17 protein-coding genes are annotated in these 18563 nt (G+C 56.1%); 5 read left to right on the forward strand and 12 right to left on the reverse strand.

Translation table 11 applies throughout. The features are described 5' to 3' along the window. Window positions 1–50: 50 nt before the first annotated feature. On the reverse strand, window positions 51–935 hold the full coding sequence (locus GOB86_RS10735; RefSeq protein ID WP_165992328.1) for a LysR family transcriptional regulator: 885 nt from the start codon (window positions 933–935) through the stop codon (window positions 51–53). Window positions 936–1070: 135 nt separating this feature from the next. Between GOB86_RS10735 and GOB86_RS10740 the strand changes: the two genes are divergently transcribed. From GOB86_RS10740 to pnuC, 5 genes are read left to right on the forward strand one after another with little or no spacing between them, the layout of a single operon-like run. Next, entirely contained in the window at window positions 1071–3557 is a 2487-nt protein-coding gene (locus tag GOB86_RS10740) for a TonB-dependent receptor (RefSeq protein WP_242012618.1), read from the forward strand. A gap of 3 nt (window positions 3558–3560) precedes the next feature. Continuing rightward, window positions 3561–4508, forward strand: a complete 948-nt coding sequence (locus GOB86_RS10745) for an ABC transporter substrate-binding protein (RefSeq protein ID WP_165992329.1) — start codon at window positions 3561–3563, stop codon at window positions 4506–4508. Then, complete coding sequence (locus GOB86_RS10750; protein WP_198912039.1) at window positions 4505–5665, forward strand: phosphotransferase enzyme family protein; 1161 nt, start codon at window positions 4505–4507, stop codon at window positions 5663–5665. Before GOB86_RS10745 ends, GOB86_RS10750 begins: the two co-directional genes overlap by 4 nt. 8 nt (window positions 5666–5673) lie before the next feature. After that, window positions 5674–6567 carry a sulfurtransferase gene (locus GOB86_RS10755; RefSeq protein ID WP_165992330.1) on the forward strand — a complete coding sequence of 298 codons (894 nt, stop codon included), beginning with the start codon at window positions 5674–5676 and terminating at the stop codon, window positions 6565–6567. A 35-nt stretch (window positions 6568–6602) separates the two neighbouring features. Further along, complete coding sequence (gene pnuC, locus GOB86_RS10760) at window positions 6603–7151, forward strand: nicotinamide riboside transporter PnuC (protein WP_165992331.1); 549 nt, start codon at window positions 6603–6605, stop codon at window positions 7149–7151. Window positions 7152–7166: 15 nt separating this feature from the next. On the opposite strand, the gene GOB86_RS10765 is transcribed toward pnuC, so the two are convergent. From GOB86_RS10765 to GOB86_RS10815, 11 genes are all read right to left on the reverse strand, one after another. After that, window positions 7167–8939, reverse strand: a complete 1773-nt coding sequence (locus GOB86_RS10765; protein ID WP_165992332.1) for an AMP-binding protein — start codon at window positions 8937–8939, stop codon at window positions 7167–7169. Window positions 8940–8954: 15 nt separating this feature from the next. After that, window positions 8955–10202, reverse strand: coding sequence for an MSMEG_0569 family flavin-dependent oxidoreductase (locus GOB86_RS10770; protein ID WP_165992343.1), 1248 nt, complete (start codon window positions 10200–10202; stop codon window positions 8955–8957). 15 nt (window positions 10203–10217) lie between these two features. Further along, window positions 10218–10505, reverse strand: a complete 288-nt coding sequence (locus GOB86_RS10775) for an MSMEG_0570 family nitrogen starvation response protein (protein ID WP_165992333.1) — start codon at window positions 10503–10505, stop codon at window positions 10218–10220. Next, window positions 10493–11674: an MSMEG_0565 family glycosyltransferase gene (locus GOB86_RS10780; RefSeq protein ID WP_165992334.1), complete on the reverse strand. Its 1182-nt coding sequence runs from the start codon at window positions 11672–11674 to the stop codon at window positions 10493–10495. The genes GOB86_RS10775 and GOB86_RS10780 overlap by 13 nt, the downstream gene beginning before the upstream one ends. Beyond that, window positions 11671–12645 carry a sll0787 family AIR synthase-like protein gene (locus GOB86_RS10785; RefSeq protein WP_253544208.1) on the reverse strand — a complete coding sequence of 325 codons (975 nt, stop codon included), beginning with the start codon at window positions 12643–12645 and terminating at the stop codon, window positions 11671–11673. The genes GOB86_RS10780 and GOB86_RS10785 overlap by 4 nt, the downstream gene beginning before the upstream one ends. Then, on the reverse strand, window positions 12642–13205 hold the full coding sequence (locus GOB86_RS10790) for an MSMEG_0567/Sll0786 family nitrogen starvation N-acetyltransferase (RefSeq protein WP_165992335.1): 564 nt from the start codon (window positions 13203–13205) through the stop codon (window positions 12642–12644). The genes GOB86_RS10785 and GOB86_RS10790 overlap by 4 nt, the downstream gene beginning before the upstream one ends. Then, window positions 13202–14311, reverse strand: coding sequence for an MSMEG_0568 family radical SAM protein (locus GOB86_RS10795; protein WP_165992336.1), 1110 nt, complete (start codon window positions 14309–14311; stop codon window positions 13202–13204). Before GOB86_RS10795 ends, GOB86_RS10790 begins: the two co-directional genes overlap by 4 nt. Then, entirely contained in the window at window positions 14308–15282 is a 975-nt protein-coding gene (locus GOB86_RS10800; RefSeq protein ID WP_165992337.1) for a Nit6803 family nitrilase, read from the reverse strand. The genes GOB86_RS10795 and GOB86_RS10800 overlap by 4 nt, the downstream gene beginning before the upstream one ends. Window positions 15283–15306: 24 nt before the next feature. After that, window positions 15307–15789 carry an MSMEG_0572/Sll0783 family nitrogen starvation response protein gene (locus tag GOB86_RS10805; RefSeq protein WP_165992338.1) on the reverse strand — a complete coding sequence of 161 codons (483 nt, stop codon included), beginning with the start codon at window positions 15787–15789 and terminating at the stop codon, window positions 15307–15309. Between the two features lie 339 nt (window positions 15790–16128). Beyond that, complete coding sequence (locus GOB86_RS10810; protein ID WP_165992339.1) at window positions 16129–17532, reverse strand: aminotransferase-like domain-containing protein; 1404 nt, start codon at window positions 17530–17532, stop codon at window positions 16129–16131. A 196-nt stretch (window positions 17533–17728) separates the two neighbouring features. After that, on the reverse strand, window positions 17729–18463 hold the full coding sequence (locus GOB86_RS10815) for a TonB-dependent receptor domain-containing protein (RefSeq protein ID WP_366125152.1): 735 nt from the start codon (window positions 18461–18463) through the stop codon (window positions 17729–17731). Between the last annotated feature and the right edge of the window lie 100 nt (window positions 18464–18563).

Here is an 18563-nt window from a genome sequence, read left to right on the forward strand (position 1 = left end):
AGATATTGCATGCTCTGATGCCAATATGTGCAATGGGCATGACACGTTGCCTACTGTCGCATTAAATATGCAGAAAACTCCTTACGGAAGACATCTCTGGCTGGATTATTGCCCGCATCGCAGGTTGCCATACCCACCTCCCATCTTGCCGCCGGGTGCCGTATAGGATGGATCACAAACTTTTTTTCTGTTTCCGGCAGAATAGACAGGCTGGAACGGTGGATCATGGCGCAGGCAAGGCCGGACCGTACGACCTGAATGGCGCTCAGGCTCTCATTAAACCACAAGGTGTAGACTGGCTGCACGGCATGGGCCTGTAAAATCTGCTCTGTCCGGTCATAAATACCTTGCGAAAACTCTTTTTTAAACCGCACCAAAGGCAGATCGGAACGGGAGATGTCCTCAAGACTGGTAATATCCGTTCGCTCATAGGGAACAAGCAGAACAAGGTCCTCATGCGTCAGGGAAAGAAAGCTCAGACTTTCCTCCTGACTCCGACGCATGAACCCCACATCTATTTTGCCTGTTTTAAGCGCGGTTTCCTGCTCGCCAGAAGACATGTCCTCCATAATAATATCAAACCGGCTTTCCTTTTGGGCAAATTGCGGCAAAACGGCAGAAAGCCATTCCATGGCGGAAAACGTGAATCCGACCCGTATGGTCCCGGCCCGCCCACGGGCAAGCTTTTGCCCTCGATCCATAACACGGCTTGAATGGTCGAGCAGGCTACGAGCATCATCCAGAAAATTCCGCCCAAACGCGCTCAGGCTTGTCTGGTGCGTCGTGCGCAAGAACAGGGCTGCCCCCAGAACATCCTCCAAACGTCTGATCTTTTTGCTCAGCGAGGGCTGAGAAATGCCCATGTCACGGGCTGCTTCCGAAAAATTCCCGCGTTCCGCCAAAAACAGAAAGGCGCGCAGATGTTCCATATCCATATCGACCGCCCTGAATCATCCCTGAAAAATCCATTATTCCATAGTTGAATAGCAGAGCAAAAAACAAATATCTATTTTATTTGCGTGTTTTTATTTATCACAAAATCCAATAGTGCATTTAACCGTGAGACCCTTATGATAAACCCACGCACGGACCTTGCTCCCAACAGACCTTTGGCACACTCCCTTTTTGCCAAAAGTCGCAAGTCTTTACTGTGCGCAGGCGTCTCTGCTTGTGGCCTGCTGGCCTTGGCGGCATCCGCCCATGCTGCGGCGCGCGCCCCGGTTCCACACCTGCCCTCCACAGCACAGCATGGCACCTCAAAAACGCCAGCCAAGTCTGCCACACCCACAACAGCCCACCAGAGCACTACGCCTGAAAACATTGTTATCAGTGGCCTTGCCAACACCGTACATGGCTACCAGACGGGGGGAGGTCTTATTCACGCACAGGATGGGGTAAAAGCCATCAGCACCGTCAGCAGGGACTTCATAGACAAACAGGCCCCCATGGCTACCGCGTTCCAGTTGATATCTCTTTTGCCCGGCGCAAACGTGGCCACCTCCGACCCATTTGGTTTTTCACCCAACACCGACATTAGCGTACGCGGTCTGGGGGGGGATTCCATTGGTTATGTACTCGAAGGGATGCCCCTGAACGATGTGGCATATTCAACCGGGTACCCCAGTCAGTTTGCCGATAGCGAAAATTATCAGGAAATTGCTCTGGCCCAAGGATCATCCGATCTGGATAGCCCTGTGCTGAACGCTGCGGGAGGGCTGATCCAGCTAAACTTCCGTAACCCAGCAAAAAAAGCGGGAGGTTATGCCAGTGTTTCTTACGGCTCGTACAATACCAACCGTGAGTTCTTGCGGTTTGACACCGGAGAGATCGCCCACACGGGCCTGCGTGGTTTTATTTCCTACTCACACGGCGCATCAGACAACTGGCGCGGTCCCGGGCGGGATGAAAAACAGCATGTTGACTTCAAATTCCTCAAAGAATGGGGGCAAGGCAACCATGCCAGCCTGCTTGGTTCCTTTAACAGTACCATTACCAGCTATTACCCACAGGCCAGTATGGAAAGCTGGAAAGCAGATGGCATTGGTGGTGCAAACAACCTGCTGGGCCATTATGACGCGACCAATCTCGACAATGCCGCCAATTACTGGCGCTTATGGCGGCAGCCGGAGCGAACACTCTACGCTGGTGCGCCCGTCCATCTGACCCTGACTGACCACCTGACGCTAGACACCACCCCTTACGCCCAGTTTGCCTTCGGCAATGCACCGGGTGGCACGGTCATAGCCGAAAGTGGACTTTATCAGGGCACACAGGCCCAGCCCGATACCCTCAACCTGCCCGGCGCGCAAAATGGAGAGGCCGTTGTAAGGGCAAACTACACACAACGCAGCTACCGTTCGGGCTTTACCGCAGCCCTGCACTATAAAAAGGCATGGAACGATTTTGTTTTTGGCTACTGGTATGATTACGGGGATGACAACGAGCAGCAACCGTTTACAGCCGTGCAAACCAACGGTTCCTCAGCCGACATATGGGCACAGAATGCGAACAGCCAGATCCACCTTGCCAACGGGCAAAAGCTTCTGGGCGGCAGTTTTCATACTATATCCCAAAGCAATGCTCTGTTTGCGGGGGACCATATTTCCTTGCTGCATGACCGACTGGCGATAGATCTTGGCTTTAAAATTGTCATGCTCAGCCGCGTTGGCACCAACAACGTGCCCGGTCCGCAATACCGGGTTGGCTCCAACAGCATGGAGCCCCTGCCCAGACTGGGCCTGCGCTGGCATATTGATGATCATAACCAGATTTTTTTCAATGCCACCACCAACTTCCGGGCACCAGACCAGACGGCACTTTACAATGCTTATGACCCGTCATCAGGTAGTCTTGCCACCGCCGGGGTCCATAACCTGCGTGATGAATATTCCATTTCCGAAGAACTGGGTTACCGCCTTAACAACCGCTGGCTGACAGGAAGCCTGACGTTGTTCAACTACAATTTTACAAACAGGCAGGTCTCCACCCTTGCCGTGCAGAATGGCTCCATCATTACCACCACCATGAACGCAGGTGGCCAGACATCACGCGGAGTGGATGTGGAAGTGGGCCTGAAACCGTGGCACCACTTCAGCCCCTATGTTTCTGGCGAATATCTGCACGCAACGATTGATAACAATATCAGCGCGGAAGGGGACGTTTTGCCCACCAAAGGCCGCACCGCAGTCCGCAGTCCCAGCCTGCAGGCCGCCATTGGACTGAGTTATGATGACGGGCACCTCTTTGGCATTGCCTCCGTGCATTATACCGGCCACCAGTATGCAACTTTTATGAATGACGAGCGCATGTCCGACCACACTACGGGCGACCTTGCCATAGGGTACCGTTTTTCGGACCATTATCATCTGCACCAGCCCACACTGCGCATGAACTTTATAAACATCACCAATCAGCATTACCTCTCCGGGGTGGCCAGCCCCACACTGAACGCACGAGACACAACCGGCCTCCACGGCGGCACCATATCTGGCAGTGCCCCCAGCTATTACATTGGCGGCGGATTTGCCGCTCTGTTTACTGTATCAACGGGTTTTTGAAACATGCTGAACGTACAGAACCTCACCCCCACCACCCTTGTTCTTGAATATTTTCATCCATGGCCCAACTCGGCCGGATTTTATCTGGCCCGGCAACACAAATGGTATGAGGACAACAAGCTGGACCTGCATATTACCGTACCAGACCCCTGGCATGGTGATTCACTGGAGCACCTGTTGCAGGCCCGGGCCGATTTTGCCGTAGCACCTGTCAACAGGCTTTTGGTCCGGCGTAATGGCGGAGAGCCCCTCCGCGCCATTGCGGCAATCAACCACTGCGCGCTGGAAACCATACAGACCCTTAAAAGTAAAAACATTCACCGCCCGCGAGATCTGGCTGGGCGCAGGCTGGCCATGAACCCCACCCCACGCGGACTGGCCATGGTAAGGCATCTGGTTGCGACTGATGGGGGAGACCCGGACTCCATCCAGATCGTAGATATGGGCTTTAAGGAATTACGCCCCGAAGATTTGCAAAATGGGATAGCCGATGCCAGTTTTGGTGGCTACTGGGCATGGGAAGCGCTCATGGACAGTTCCTTGCCACAGGAAGAGCGTCTGACATGGCGGCTCGACCAACTGGGAGCCCCCGCCTACCATAGCTATGTTCTTTGCACGCGAGACGAAATACTCCAGAGCAGACCGGACAAGGTCAGGGCTTTCCTCCGCGCGTCCGAAAAAGGGTTTCTGGCCGCAGCACAGGACCCCCTCTCGGCTCTTTCAGCTTATGAACTGGCAACACCCTACTTCCCTACCGACCTGCTCAGCCAGTCTCTTAAAGCCATTGCGCCAACATGGTTGCACAAAGGCCAGTGGGGGGAACTGCGGCATGATGTTATGGCAGAATATACGCACTGGCTGGCAGACAATGCCATTCTGTCGGACCGGGAAATCTGGCGTTCAGCTATTGTTGACCCGGACTTTCGCGTGTCTTTGCTAAAACATTCATGAGCACACAGACAATGACTGCCGAATACACACATGGCATGGGTGCTGCCCTGACAAAAGCAGACTGGGCGGATATTACAGCAACGGACCTGGAGCAGGTTCTGCCCCACTTTCCACGCGCCGGGCGCCTGCTCAGCATTGCATGGCGTAGTCCCCGCCCCTTTTCCGCAGCTGCCAGAATAGTGACCGACAAAGGTCCGCTGTTTGTCAAACGGCATAACCATGCCCTGCGCACACCGCAGAATCTGGACGAGGAACACAGACTTGTCCGGTATCTGAAGCAGCAGGGCGTTCCTGTGGCGGCCCTGCTGGAAACTGAAACAGGGGACACCATATTCTCGCACGATGGCTGGACTTATGAGGTGCATAACATTGCCCTTGGGCTGGATCTGTATCAGGACCGCACCTCATGGACCCCATTTTTCAACATGGGGCATGCCCATGCTGCTGGTGCCATGCTCGCGCGGGTACACCGGGCACTCAAACAGTACGATGCCCCGCCACGCAGCAGCAGCCTGCTGATTTGTGATGACCGGCTGATCCGTCAGGCAGACCCTTTGCGCGCACTGTCCGCAGACCTGCCACACAGGCCGGGCCTTGCTGGTTTTCTGCGCGAGCGGGACTGGGAGCGTGATCTTCAATCCCATCTGCTCTCACCTTACCACGCCTCCGCCCTGCCCTTTTTGCAAACAGCCCCACGTTTATGGACGCATGGAGACTGGCATGCCTCCAACCTGCTCTGGTCCTCGCCAGAGCAGGAAGGTACGGTCACTTCGGTTCTGGATTTTGGTCTGGCGGGTAAAAGCAGCGCTTTGTTTGATCTGGCAACAGCCATAGAACGCAATCTGATCTCATGGCTGGATATGGAAACAGGCAAAACACCCATTGCCGATCTGGATCAGTTGGACGCATTGCTGGCAGGGTATTGCAGCGTTACACCACTGAGCGCCACAGACATACGCGCACTGGCCAGCATACTCCCCCTTACACATACCGACTTTGCTCTGAGCGAAGTGGACTATTTTTTCGGTCTTCTAAACGACCGGGAAAACGCCATTCTGGCCTATGATACCTACCTTCTTGGTCACGCCGACTGGTTTGCCACCACGGAAGGGCAGCGCCTTATTCACCACCTGCACGCACGCAGCAACAGGGTTTGATAACCAGCATGGTCTCCTCCGTATCCCCCCTTATCAGCGTGGCAGAGCTTTTCCAGCGCATGGATGATCCAGCACTGGCCATTTTTGATACAAGCGTTGCCCTTCCCAGCCCCCGATTTGACGGAGACTACCGCGTGGAATCCGGCCTTGCGCAATGGAGTGAAGGGCATATCCCCACGGCACACCATCTGGACCTGACGCACGATCTGGCTGACACGTCTGCTTCTTTCAGCTTTGCCCTCCCACCGCTGGAAGAACTGGCCACACGCTTTGCGTTACTCGGCATTACGCAGCAGGTCACACCTGTTCTTTATGATAAAAGCGATGGTTTCTGGGCTGCGCGCGTGTGGTGGATGCTGCGCAGTGTTGGCATTACCGCCCGTATTCTGGATGGTGGTTACTCCGCATGGTGCAATGCGGGCAAACCGGTAGAAAAAAGCACGTCTCAGGTAAACCGTTTATCAAAACAGACAAGCATCCCACACAGTACCTTCATCACACAGCCAGATTTATGGTGCGACCGCGAGCAGGTAATACGTATTGTTAACGGTGATGCAGAGGGTACTCTGGTTTGTGGCCTTTCCCAGAGTGTTTTCAATGGTACGGCCCCAACACGCTACAGCAGACGCGGACATATTCCGGGCAGCCTTAATCTGCCAGCACGCGCCTTACTGGATAACAATGGCTGTTACCGCCCCGTATCCGAGTTGCAGGATGTTCTGCAACCTCTTCTGACGCGCACACCCCGCCCGCTGGTCCTGTATTGCGGGGGAGGCATTTCCGCAGCAGTTCTGGCCGTTGCCCTGACCCTGATCGGCCAAACGGCACTCTGCATTTATGATGGTTCATTACAGGAATGGTCGGCGGACCCAACATTGCCACTCATGACCAACCCGTGCTGACTTTTCTTCCATCATAAACAACATGGAACGCAGGCATGCCATCTTTGGAAGCCACCGCTGTAATTATCAATATTGTTGCCGTCTGGCTTACCGCGCAACGCAGCATGTTATGCTGGCCTGTTGGCATGGTTGGCGCACTATTATACCTGCGCCAGTTTTACATCTGGCACCTTTACGGCGATATGCTGTTACAGGGGGTTTACATGATGATACTGGCCTATGGCTGGTACTCATGGAGAAAAACCGCCACAAACGAGAACGAGGCGAGAAGTTCTCCCCCCATACCAGCACACCTGCTCATCCATGCTGTTCTGGCAGCGTGTGTGGCACTCCCCTTGGGCTGGGGGTTTGCACGGTTTACAGATGACCCACAACCCTACCTTGATTCTCTGTTGATGTGCCTGAGCCTTCTGGCCTCTGTCTGGACCACACGCAAATATAGAGAAAACTGGTATTTGTGGATCATCGTGGACACAGCGTACGCAGCTCTTTTTCTTTACCGCCAAGATCTCCTGACATCCGGCCTTTACGCCATGTTTACCCTGCTTGCTGTGTACGGAACCTACAAGTGGAGCACAAAATAATTATCTAGCCTCCCATCAGGACACAAGCAGACGTTTGCGCGTAATCTTCCCGGACACGGTCGTCGGCAGTTGCTTGACAAAGCGGACTTCCTTCAGACCAATCCAGCGCCCGAGAACTTCGTTAACCCGCGCGACAATCCCCTCCGATGTTGGCGTGCTTGCCACCGCCGGATCAGCAACCACATAGGCAACAGGGCGCTGCCCCCTCAACGCATCAGGGATTGCCACCACGGCGCAGGCATGAACCGCTGCGTGGGTTGCTATAACTTTTTCGATCTGCACGCCAGAAATCCGCCGACCCGCAACCTTGATGACATCATCAGAGCGCCCCAGCATAGACACGGCTCGATTGGCCTCGATCATGCCTTCGTCGAAGGTACGATAATAGCGGCCGGTTTTGTCCAGATAAGCTGTGGGCGCACAGATCTCCCTCCCCTGCCACACCCCCGCCAGACAGCCGGGGGGCAACGGCAGGGAGAGAACAATTTCCCCGCACTGTTCACCGGGCATGGACGGTACAATTTGCGGGCAGAAACCGGGGGCCGGCCGCCCGATGTCATTCATGCACGCGACTGGCTCACGCTCGGGCAGGCCGAAAAAATGGGCGGTGATGCTCCACCCCGTTTCCGTCTGCCACCAGTGATTGACCACGGGTTTACTGAAATACGAGCGTGCCCACGCCAGCAAGGTCGGGTCCGCATATTCCCCTGCCACGAAAATACGCGCCAGCGCGGGCAGGATTACGCCTGACAGATGGCGGCTTTCGCGCCGCATGAGCCGCATCTGTGTGGGCGTCGTAAACAGGCATTTTACCTTGTGCTCATGGCAGAGCGCGCGAATGGCAGAAGCCGATGCACCACCTTCCACGATCACACTCGTACAACCACTGATCAATGGCGCATAAACACCATAGGAATGACCGACCACCCAGCCCAGATCCGATGTCGTAAAAAAAGTATCACCGGGTTTGCAGCCATAAATCAGTTCCATGGACAGAGCGAGGGCTACAGCATGGCCGCCATTATCACGCACAATACCCTTCGCATTGCCGGTCGTCCCTGATGTGTGGAGGATATAGAGTGGATCTTCTGAGCGAAGCGGAACTGGCTTTACGGGCGTGGAATGTTCCAGCGTATGAAAATCATGATCCCGCACGGACAGGGGGGACGCCTTACACCCCGCACGCTGCGCAATAATGCAGGCCTGCGGGGTATGCGTGGCTCTGGCCAGCGCATCATTCAGGATAGGAGCGGACGGAATGGGCATCTGCCCCTGAAAGCTGCAACTGGCAATAATAACAACCTTAGGTGCCACGTCATCAATCCTGCGTGCCAACTCAGGCCCGGCATAACCGGCAAAAACCACAACATGCACGGCACCAATCCGGGCACAGGCCAGCATGGCAATAACCGTTTCGACCATGCTCGGCATAGCAACCAGAACGCGATCCCCCTTCCCTACCCCCAGCGAGCGCAGACCTCCGGCAAACCCGGCCACCCTGCCCCGTAGTTCCCGGTAGGATACAATCTGCCGTTCCATGGTTGCACAGGAATGCCAGATCAGTGCCGCCTGCTCACCGCGCCCGCCCTCCACATGCCGGTCCACGGCATTATGGCAGGTGTTGAGCGTGCCGCCGGGGAACCAGTCATGCCAGCCATCCGCCCGTGTCTGGCACGCGCTCTTGGGTGCCTGCTTCCATGTGATACGCTGCGCCGCACTGAGCCAGAACTGTTCTGGCTGGTTACGGGCTGCGTCTTGCATTGCCTCATATGTTCTCCATGGAAGCATGATGCTGCCCTCTGCTCAGGCTATGGGAATGTCTTTGCCGGTAATCTGGCTGGCCAGCCACGCCGCATCGCGCGAGATGCCGGAGAACCGCCCCGACCCCCATGTGTGCAGCCACGGCAGACCAAGGAAATAGAAGCCCGGCGCATCGGTTACGCCGCGATGCCAGACCGGCTTGTTGGCCCCATTAAACACCGGCACATCAATCCAGCGATAATTCGGACGAAAGCCAATGCACCAGATGATCGAGGTAATCCCGGCCGCCTTCATATCCAGCGGGGTATTGTTCCCATCAGGTTGCCAGACGGGAACGTATGGTGCTTCAGTCGGGGCACTTATGCCTTCACGCTCGATATAGGCATCAATGGATTTTTTAATGTCAGCATTGGTCTTGTCGGCATCATCAAGGTTTTCCTTCAGGTCTGGTGCGCAATACGCCACTTCGTCACGGATTGTCTCCAACGTGCCGTGCAGGCCAACGCCCTCCTTTGCAAAAAGACGCAAATCAAGGTCATGCCCACCATTTCGGCCGGTAACGTAATGGTTGGTCTTGTCACGCGCACCGTCACGCAGGGGGTGGTTATCCACCGTCAGATCATAAAAGTGCATGTCTGCAAGCCAGTCCACCACATCACGACCACGATAAAAGCGCGAGACACGCGGCGCGGAACCGACACACAGATGCACCTTGCGCCCTTCCATATGCAGGTCCTCCACAATCTGAGCACCGGACTGACCGCTCCCCACAACCAGAACCGCTCCGGCTTGTAACTGGTGCGCGTTGCGGTAATCCTGTGAATGGACCTGAAAAATTGAAGGATCAATCGCGCTGGCGTAACCGGGGATCACCGCATCATGGTAAGCGCCGGATGCAATGACCACATGCCTTGCGTGCCAGACTTCCCCCCCCGCCACCACACGGTAGCCACCGCTTTTGTGGCGTGTAATGGATGTAACCGGTGTGTGCTCACGCAATGGCGCATGGAATGAGTCTGTAAAGCCTTTTACGTAATCAATAATTTCCTGCTTCACCATAAATCCGTGCGGGTCTTTGCCTTTGTAAGGGTGACCGGGGAGTTCGCACTGCCAATTGGGTGTAACCAGACAAAAATTGTCCCAGCGTTCATCATCCCATGAATGGCAGGCCGTCTTTGCTTCAAAGACGATATGGTCCACCTTCTCGCGGCAGAGGTACCAGCTCATGGACAGGCCAGCCTGTCCGCCACCGACGATGATAACGGGAATGCTTTTTTCGTTCTGTGTCATGGTCATTTTTTCGTCTCAGGATCTGAAAGACAGGACGCGCACCTGCGCGTCCGCTTGATTGAGAAAAGAGGCGCTGGCCTGACGGATAGCGGCAAGCTGGCCAAGAGCACGGCTGCACGGAAAACCATAGCGCGCCCTTACCCGCTCACTGGCTTGTGTCAGTGCCGTATCTGCTTTTTCAAGAAAATCCCGGATTGGATAATCCTGACCGGGCGTGAAGTGGTCGCGTATAACCAGCGATGGGGAGTAGCAGTCACTCTCCTTTCCATCGGGCCAGCGCACACGGAAGGTCATTTCGGGCATGATGATAACGCTCCAAAAACAGGGGCATCCGTGTGCGGCAGGGCCGCCAGACGCCGGTATGCAGGGAGGTGTCGGCTGGCAACGCTGCGCCAGTCGAAACGGCGGGCCGTTGCTGGGCCACTGGTCTGGAAGCAGACCGGGCTCAAAGTGCCCAGAGCGTCACGCAATGCACGGACAAGTGTCTCGGGGCTCTCAGGCTGGCACCAGAATGCCTCAAAAGCATGAAGGTGCTCCGTAAAAGGTGCGGCGGCCGGTACCACCACCGGAATCCCACAGGCCAGTGCCTCAAGCGGGCACAGCCCAAAGCCTTCTGTTTGCGAAGGATACGCTAAAACGGAAGACTGCCGGTAAAGTGCGGGCATATCTTCATCCGCGACTGTGCCTGTCACAGTTACTGCATCTGCCAGACCACTACTCTGCACCTGCTCGTCAAAAAGACGATGGTAATCCGAGTGGTCCAGCAAGGACGCCCCCCCGGCTATTACAAGATGCAGCGTCGGGTCATCATGATACAGCACTTCAAATGCACCGAGCAGAGCAAGCGTGTTCTTGCGACGTTCAATTCCGCCAACAGACAGGATGAGCCGCGCATTGAGCGGAAGCCCATACCTATTGCGCAGTTGCGCATCCCGTACGCATGGTTCCGGGAAGAACCTTGCCAGATCAACACCATTGCCCACCACTGGCGCATGCCGCCCGTATTGGGCAAGAAGTGTGTCCGCCCAGAGCTGACTGACCGTAAAAAGCTCTGTCGCAGCGGTCAGGCCGCGTGTCTGACGCGCAGCAACACCGGGATGGGAAAAACGGTCCAGATGGTGAACCGTGCGGGCAAAGCCGGGTATCTGCCCCTCTTCCACGAGTTCAGCCAATGCGTTGGCGCTAATCGGGTCCTGTGCGTGCAACACATCAAAATGTGTATCATTCCTGAGTGCATCACGGATCTCCGCAATGCGACGCTCCACCAGTGTTGGCAGGTCGGGCACAGATGTGGCCGGGATAAAGCGGGTAGCGCAACGGGGGGTGCGAAAAAAACCAGCCCCGCTTACGTCTGGCGCGATCAACGTTACGTCATGCCCAACATCGCTCAAAGCTTCCGCCAGCGCCATGCCATGCACCACGCCACCACGCGGATTGGTCGAATGGGTGAGAATGCCGATGGACAGACTCATGGCGCAAACCCCATGAGCGGCTTCCGAGCAAGATCCCAGAAGGTTTCTCTCTCATCTGCCCACGTAATATCCAACCGCCGCGTATCATTACACCAACCAATAACAGACGCCGCAATATCGCGTTCGCGGAACCGGGCCATGATTGTTTCGGCATCCTCGGGGCGCGCCGTGAGCAGGTAGCCATAGCTGGGGAATGCGGACAGCCAGCGCGCCATAGGTGCGTCCTCGGGCCGTGGAATGTTGTCGAGCGTGATGGTCATGCCAATACCCGAGCATTCGGCCAGCATGAGAGCCGTCCCCAGCACACCGGCCATGCTGATATCCTTGGCGGCACGGCTCAGGCCGTCCTCGGCTATAGCTGGTAGAAGTTCAATATCCCCCCGCAACCGGACGGCCTCCTCGGTGCCGCACAATGCGGAACTGGCATCCCAGAACGGGTATGGGTCGTGCCAGCGGCCACGCAGATCTATGGCGGCGACCAGCACTTCCCCCGGGCACGCATCAAAGCTGGTCAGCAGGCGGTGGGCACGGCCAAGAATTGCCACCGATAGCGAGTTGTGGGGGCTACGCATGTTGGTATGCCCACCCACAACCGGCACACCGTAGGTCCGCGCTCCGTCATGCAGACCGGTCAGGATGGACGTGGCCGTCTCGGACGTATCGCTCCACAACGCATCCACCACGGCCACCGGGCGACCGCCCATGGCCGCTATGTCGCTAACATTAACCATGACGCCGCTATAACCGGCAAACCACGGCATGGAGCGGACAAAACTGTCCTGAAATCCCTCGCTGGCCAGCAGGAGGTAGCCGTCCCCATCCGGGATTGCGGCGCAGTCATCGCCCAAGCGGACGGCCTCGTTCTCGGCCGGCCCAAGAACGGCTGCGGTATCAGCAATGTCCTGCTTGCCTGCAAGCGCATGGCTTTGGCGGAGCACATGCAGCAAAGGTGCCAGTTTATGCGCCATCACGCCACCTGCCGGTTTCGGGGTTGCGGACGCAGCAGCCATGTCTGATCCAGACCGTGCGCAGGATAGCGCGAGAGATCGGCTTCCATGTCGTGGTGCGGCAGACCATGCAGCGTGATTACGCCAAGGCTTTTCCAGTGCAGACGACGGAAAAATAGTACGTTCTGTTCCTGCACCTGCGCCAAAAACTGCATGGCCCCAAGCCCGTGCGCCGTGCTGACCGCCATACGAATGAGTTCGCCCCCAATCCGGCCAAGCTTGCGGTGATCTGCATGCACGGCCAAGCGGGAACCACGCCACACTCCGGGTTCACCTTCATGGATGCGCACGGCCCCCACAACCCTGTCCGCCATTCCCGCCATGCAGCATGCTGCAATAATGGGAATGGCCACTTCATCTATTGTATCCCGATCATCCTGTGTAAAAATCTGCTGTTCGGAGCAGAACACTTCTCGCCGGAGAGCGTGATATCCGGCCCGTTCCCACGGCGTACGGGCAAGACGTACGACATATTCGGTGGGAATGAACGGACGGTTTTCCATACCGTCAAACAGCGCACTCATTGTTCGTACGCCCTGAGTGAGGAACAAGCGCCGCACCGGCCGCACCCGGCCCGGATATCGGTGGATTTCATGTTTGCTTCACGCAGCATCCAGCCAAGGGGGACTAGAACAGATTTCATAAAATCGGCCGAAGGTGGAACATGATTTTCCAAAGGGGTGCCAGATATAGGCACGAACGGCACCACAAACGGATAAACCCCGAGCGCAATCAGGCGCTCGGCCAGAACCAGAATATCCTCAGCGCTGTCCCCCAGACCTGCCAGAATGTAGGTATTGACCTGCCCGCGCCCAAAAATTGGCACGGCTGATGCAAAAGCCTCCATGTAGCGATCAACACTAACCGTGGCCTTGCCGGGCATGATTTTCTCGCGCACTACCTGCGTAGCGGCTTCAAGGTGCATCCCCAGACTGTCCGCACCTGCATCGCGCAGGCGCTGGAACCAACCGTGATCACGCGGTGGCTCGCACTGGACCTGTAGCGGCAGGTCCACCACCGCCCGTATGGCGCGGGCTGATTCCGCCAGCACGGCGGCACCCCGGTCAACCACGTTGGGTGTGCCGGTTGTCAGCACCATATCGCGCACACCATCAAGTTCCACAGCAGCCTTGGCCACTTCTGCCAATTGTACGGGTGTTTTGTACGCAATCGTGCGATCAGCCTCAAGCGACTGACCAATGGCGCAGAACTGGCAGGATGTCCGCCTATCGGCATACCGGATGCAGGTCTGGAGCACCGTGGTTGCCAGCGTGTCGCGACCGTGCAGAAGGGCAATTTTCCAGTAAGGAATCCCCTCCGCCGTACTCCGCCCATAAAAACGCGGGGCCGCTGGAAAGTGGATGGTGCCCAGCGCCTGACCGTCACGCAGCAACGTGCTGGCACCGCTCTGGTCAGGCGGACTGGCCTGAAATGGAGACCGTCGCGCACCCGACGTATAAACCGGGACCATAACGGTCTGCCCGGCAATGGTGATTGTCTTGTGGTCGGAAGGACCGGCCCCACCCTTACGGGCGATACCCCCCGCCTGCTCACCAATCTGAAGCCCGAAGGATTGCAGGTCCGTGACAAGCTTGCGGCCAAAAAGTGTGCCAAGCGTTGGAACGGTCATGGCGTAACCTCATCGGGAGATTTAAACGATGGGGTGTTCTCACCAACGTACTGTACCGGGCGGGCGGGCCGCCGGTCGTGGAGCAGGCTAAGCAGTTCTGGGCGTGCATAGTGCCCTACGGAATCCATCATCCGCTTACGTTTGGTAATCAGGGCAAAATCGAGGTCGGCAATGACCATTCCCTCGCCTTCCGTAAGCGGCGTGCCCAGCAGTTTGCCTTCGGGCGAGACAATGGCGGTAAAACATCCACCCCGCAGTGGCCCTTCGAGCGTGGGATCACCCGCTATTTCCTTGATCTGTTCTTCCGTTAGCCAGCCCGTGGCATTCACGACAAAACAGCCCGATTCCAGTGCGTGATGGCGAATGGTGACTTCCATCTGATCGGAAAAGATCTGCCCTACCAGAGAACCCGGAAACTGGGCGCAGTGGATTTCCTCATGCTGGGTCATCAGCGCGTAGCGGGCGAGCGGGTTGTAGTGCTCCCAGCAGGCCAGCGCTCCTATGCGGCCCGCAGCACTGTCCACCACCTTCAGCCCCGCGCCATCACCCTGCCCCCAGACCATGCGCTCATGGTAAGTCGGGGTGATCTTGCGGCGTTTAAGAAGAATCTCGCCCGTTGCGTCAAAGATGATCTGGGTGTTGTAGAGCGTACCAAAGTCGCGCTCGTTCACACCCAGCACAACGACCATTCCGGCCTCACGGGCGGCTTCGGCCACCATGTCCGTTACCGGACCCGGAATAACAGGTGCGCGCTCATAGAGTTCCAGATGCTCCCCACCAAAGCGGAAAGCAGGCTGGATGAATGAGAAATAGGGATAATATGGCACGACGGTTTCGGGGAAAACCGCAAGCGCAACGCCTTTTTCGGCGGCATCGCGGATGGCCTGACAGACTTTTCGGGCTGTCCCCAGACCGTCATCACCCAAGACGGGACTCATCTGGATGGCAGCGGCACGAACGATACGTGGCATGGCTTGCGGTCCTCCCTTTGGCCTTCAGAGAGTCCAGGTATTGAGAATGAAAGCGTTGTCGCGGCGAGCGAGCAGAATGATATCAAGCACATCCTGCGGATTGATCGGTGTAATTCCGGGAATCAGATTTTGCTCGCCGTAGCCATAAAGAGCCTGAAGCGCAAAGCGGCAGGCATAAACTTTACCACCTTCTTCAAGGATTTTCGCAACCTGCTTGTTGCAGTTCATGTGCCCCGGAAAAGCCTCATCACCCAGACGGGGGAAGCCACGCTGCACACCAAGGGTCACACCCGGCCCATACAGCAGGACCGATGTCTCAAACCCCTTGCGGATCAGGCGTGTGGCCTGAAGCAGGTTTACAAACCCGACAGACCCTTCATTAGCCACAGTATGGAAGGTGATAAGGGCTTTTTCGCCCGGTTTGGCTTTGACGTCCTCAAAAACCTTGTTTTCATAATTAACAAAGCAATCGCCATCTTTATGCGGAGCGTGTTCGACTTTTGGCATGGTATGTCTCCCGTGTGCTGCGGTCTCCGACGAAAAAGCACGAAGACCGCGTTACCAATGCAAACGTGACACGGGATGGCAGAGAGCCAAAATATTGTATGCTCAACAAGACAAGTACAAATGGATCAAATCGAATAGCACACCCCTATCCCACCAAGACAGAAGCATACAAAAAATATGTAACGACCATACAATACCCAGAAATAACTCTAAGTAATTGTTTTAGAGTGATTTTATAAACACGCATTCGTGAATGCCGCATCTTGTTGTTTTTTACGTCCCCCACAGACCTCCTTATGCAAACAGGGGTTTCCGTCGATTCCGGGTCCTACGCATAGGTCACACAATATCGGCAAAACCGGGGGAGCGCTTGTGTTGCAGAACAGACAGCACCCCATGCAGGGATTCCTCCAGGCTTGCCGCGTCCGGCGCGCTACCCAGTGCGATCCGCGCACGCTGCGGGGGCTCGCCACTAATGGTAAAAACAGTGCTGGGTACCAGCGCCAGACCACGCCTGCGGGCGTAGGCCACAAAATCCGCACTGCCCCACCAACCCGGCAGCTTCAGCCAGACATGCGGGCCGTCGGCATTCATGCAGTGGCCCTCGCCCAGCACCTTGCGGGCAATAAACTGGCGCAGGCGCAGTTCTTTCTGGATCGCATGCAGGATCGTATGTGCCTGCCCCGTCTGCATCCATCGCGCGGTCAACGCGCTGAGCAGGCCGGCATTGGTCAGGGCTATGGCCCGGATAGCGGCTGTAACGCGCCGGGCCATGTCTGCATTGGGCAGAGCAACATAGGCCGTACGCAGGCCCGGGCTGAGCGTCTTGGCCAGAGTTGCCACGTAGCTGACGCGGCTATGGTCAAGTGCTGCCAGTGCGGGCAGCGGATTGTCCATGAGCAGGCTATAAGGGTCGTCCTCCGCAACATGCAAATGATGACGCTGAGCCACTGCAAGAATATCCTTGCGCCTTTGCAGGGACATCGTCGCTGTGGTGGGGTTGTGGATGGTCGGAATACAATAGAGTAGCCGGGGATGATGCTCCGCACACGCCCGATCAAGCTGGTCGGGCATCATCCCCTCCATGTCACTGTCCACACCGACCAGAATGAGGTCAAACTGCGCCGCTATGGTCCGTATGCCGGGATAGGCAATACGATCGGTAACAATCACATCGCCCGGTTGGGTGTGGGTGCTGACAATTGCCGCAAGCGCACTCTGTGCCCCCGGTGAGACAAGGATTTCGTCCGTACGCCGCTGACCAATAACGGGCGCGATCCATTTTGCGCCAAGCTGGCGCTCCTCCTGCGTGCCGCCTGTAACCCGATAAGACATCAGGCTATTCAGATCCTGCTGTTTCAGAATAGCCGTAATGTCGCTCTGGATAAGCCGCTGAAGCGGCGGGTCCTGCGGAATGGGCGGCAGGTTCATCGTCAGATCAACCACGGCCGGTCCCGTATGCCGCCAGTGGCTTTCTCCCGCGCCAACACGGATAAAAGTTCCCCGACCGACCGTAGCGTCAATCAGCCCTCTCCGCCGGGCCTCGGTAAACGCGCGGGTGACAGTTGTCAGATTGGTGCCCAGATACTCCGCAATCATTCGCTGAGGCGGCAGCTTATCGCCTTCCCGCAGGTCACCTTTGCGAATGGAAAGCGCCAGAGCATCCGCCAATGTCATGTAAATCGCATTGGGACTGCGGCTGATCCCTTCTTTCCAATGGCTCAAATAGGGGTATGCGGACATGAGATGGAGTTTCCATACATTTGAGGACACTCCATTTGACCATAGGTCATACAATCAGCGCAATCATGAGACCAATAAGCATGGATATGTGTTGCAGCCCACCTTGCCTTGGCCGGAAATATAGTCCGGCACAAGATAGAAAGGGCCAATACAAAATGGGTTGCGGTGAGCGCCTCAACCCATTCCACAAAACATCTTAAAACTCAATTCTGGCCGTGACTTTAAAGGACCGACCGGGCTGGGTATAATACTGCTGGGAGAGAGAGCTAGACGACTGACCATACGGCAAAGATGCTGCGTTATAGTAAGCCTTGTCAAATATATTGTACATGCCTGCCTGAATACGAAGAGGCTTGTAAAAAGATGGGCTGTACCACCCATTCAGGTCAAAAATAACGTATCCCTGAGTTTTCCATTGGTTAGTCAGTGTGCCGGTCGAGGTCAGATATTTGGCATTGTCCCGCCCGGTAGCAAACGTGCCCGACAGGTCGGCACCCCAACGCTGGGTTTTATAACCAAAGCCAATAATCCCACGGAATGGAGCCACCGAGCTCAGGTGGAATTTCATATCCTGATCACGTCCATCCGCATAGGCCAGTGAGCCCCACATATGCCAGTGGTCATCAAACGCCCAGTTGCCGCTGGCTTTCACCCCATAAATGCGCACATGCGCCAGATTGGTTGAACCATAGCAAAGCATGTAACCCGTACAGCCGCTTATGCCCATCATATCAATAAAGTTATGATAATGGTTGTCGTAGAATGAGATTTTGGCACCCCGCTCTGAGTTGCCATATTTCATACCCACTTCCCACCCCCGGCTACTTTCGGGTTTAAGGTTTGGGTTACCAACAACCTGATAAACCGGCGGCGTACTGTAGTTCAGGTATTCCTCAGTCGCTGAGGGCGCACGATAAGCCTCGACGCGGATTTCTCACACTTGAGGCAATTTCGGGTCATTTTGTAGAATTCAGTCATCCCACAGGAGCCCGATCTGGAATATTGACGATATTCTGCTTCTGGCGGCGGGT

It is taken from the genome of Acetobacter lambici (assembly GCF_011516885.1).
Lineage (GTDB): Bacteria > Pseudomonadota > Alphaproteobacteria > Acetobacterales > Acetobacteraceae > Acetobacter > Acetobacter lambici.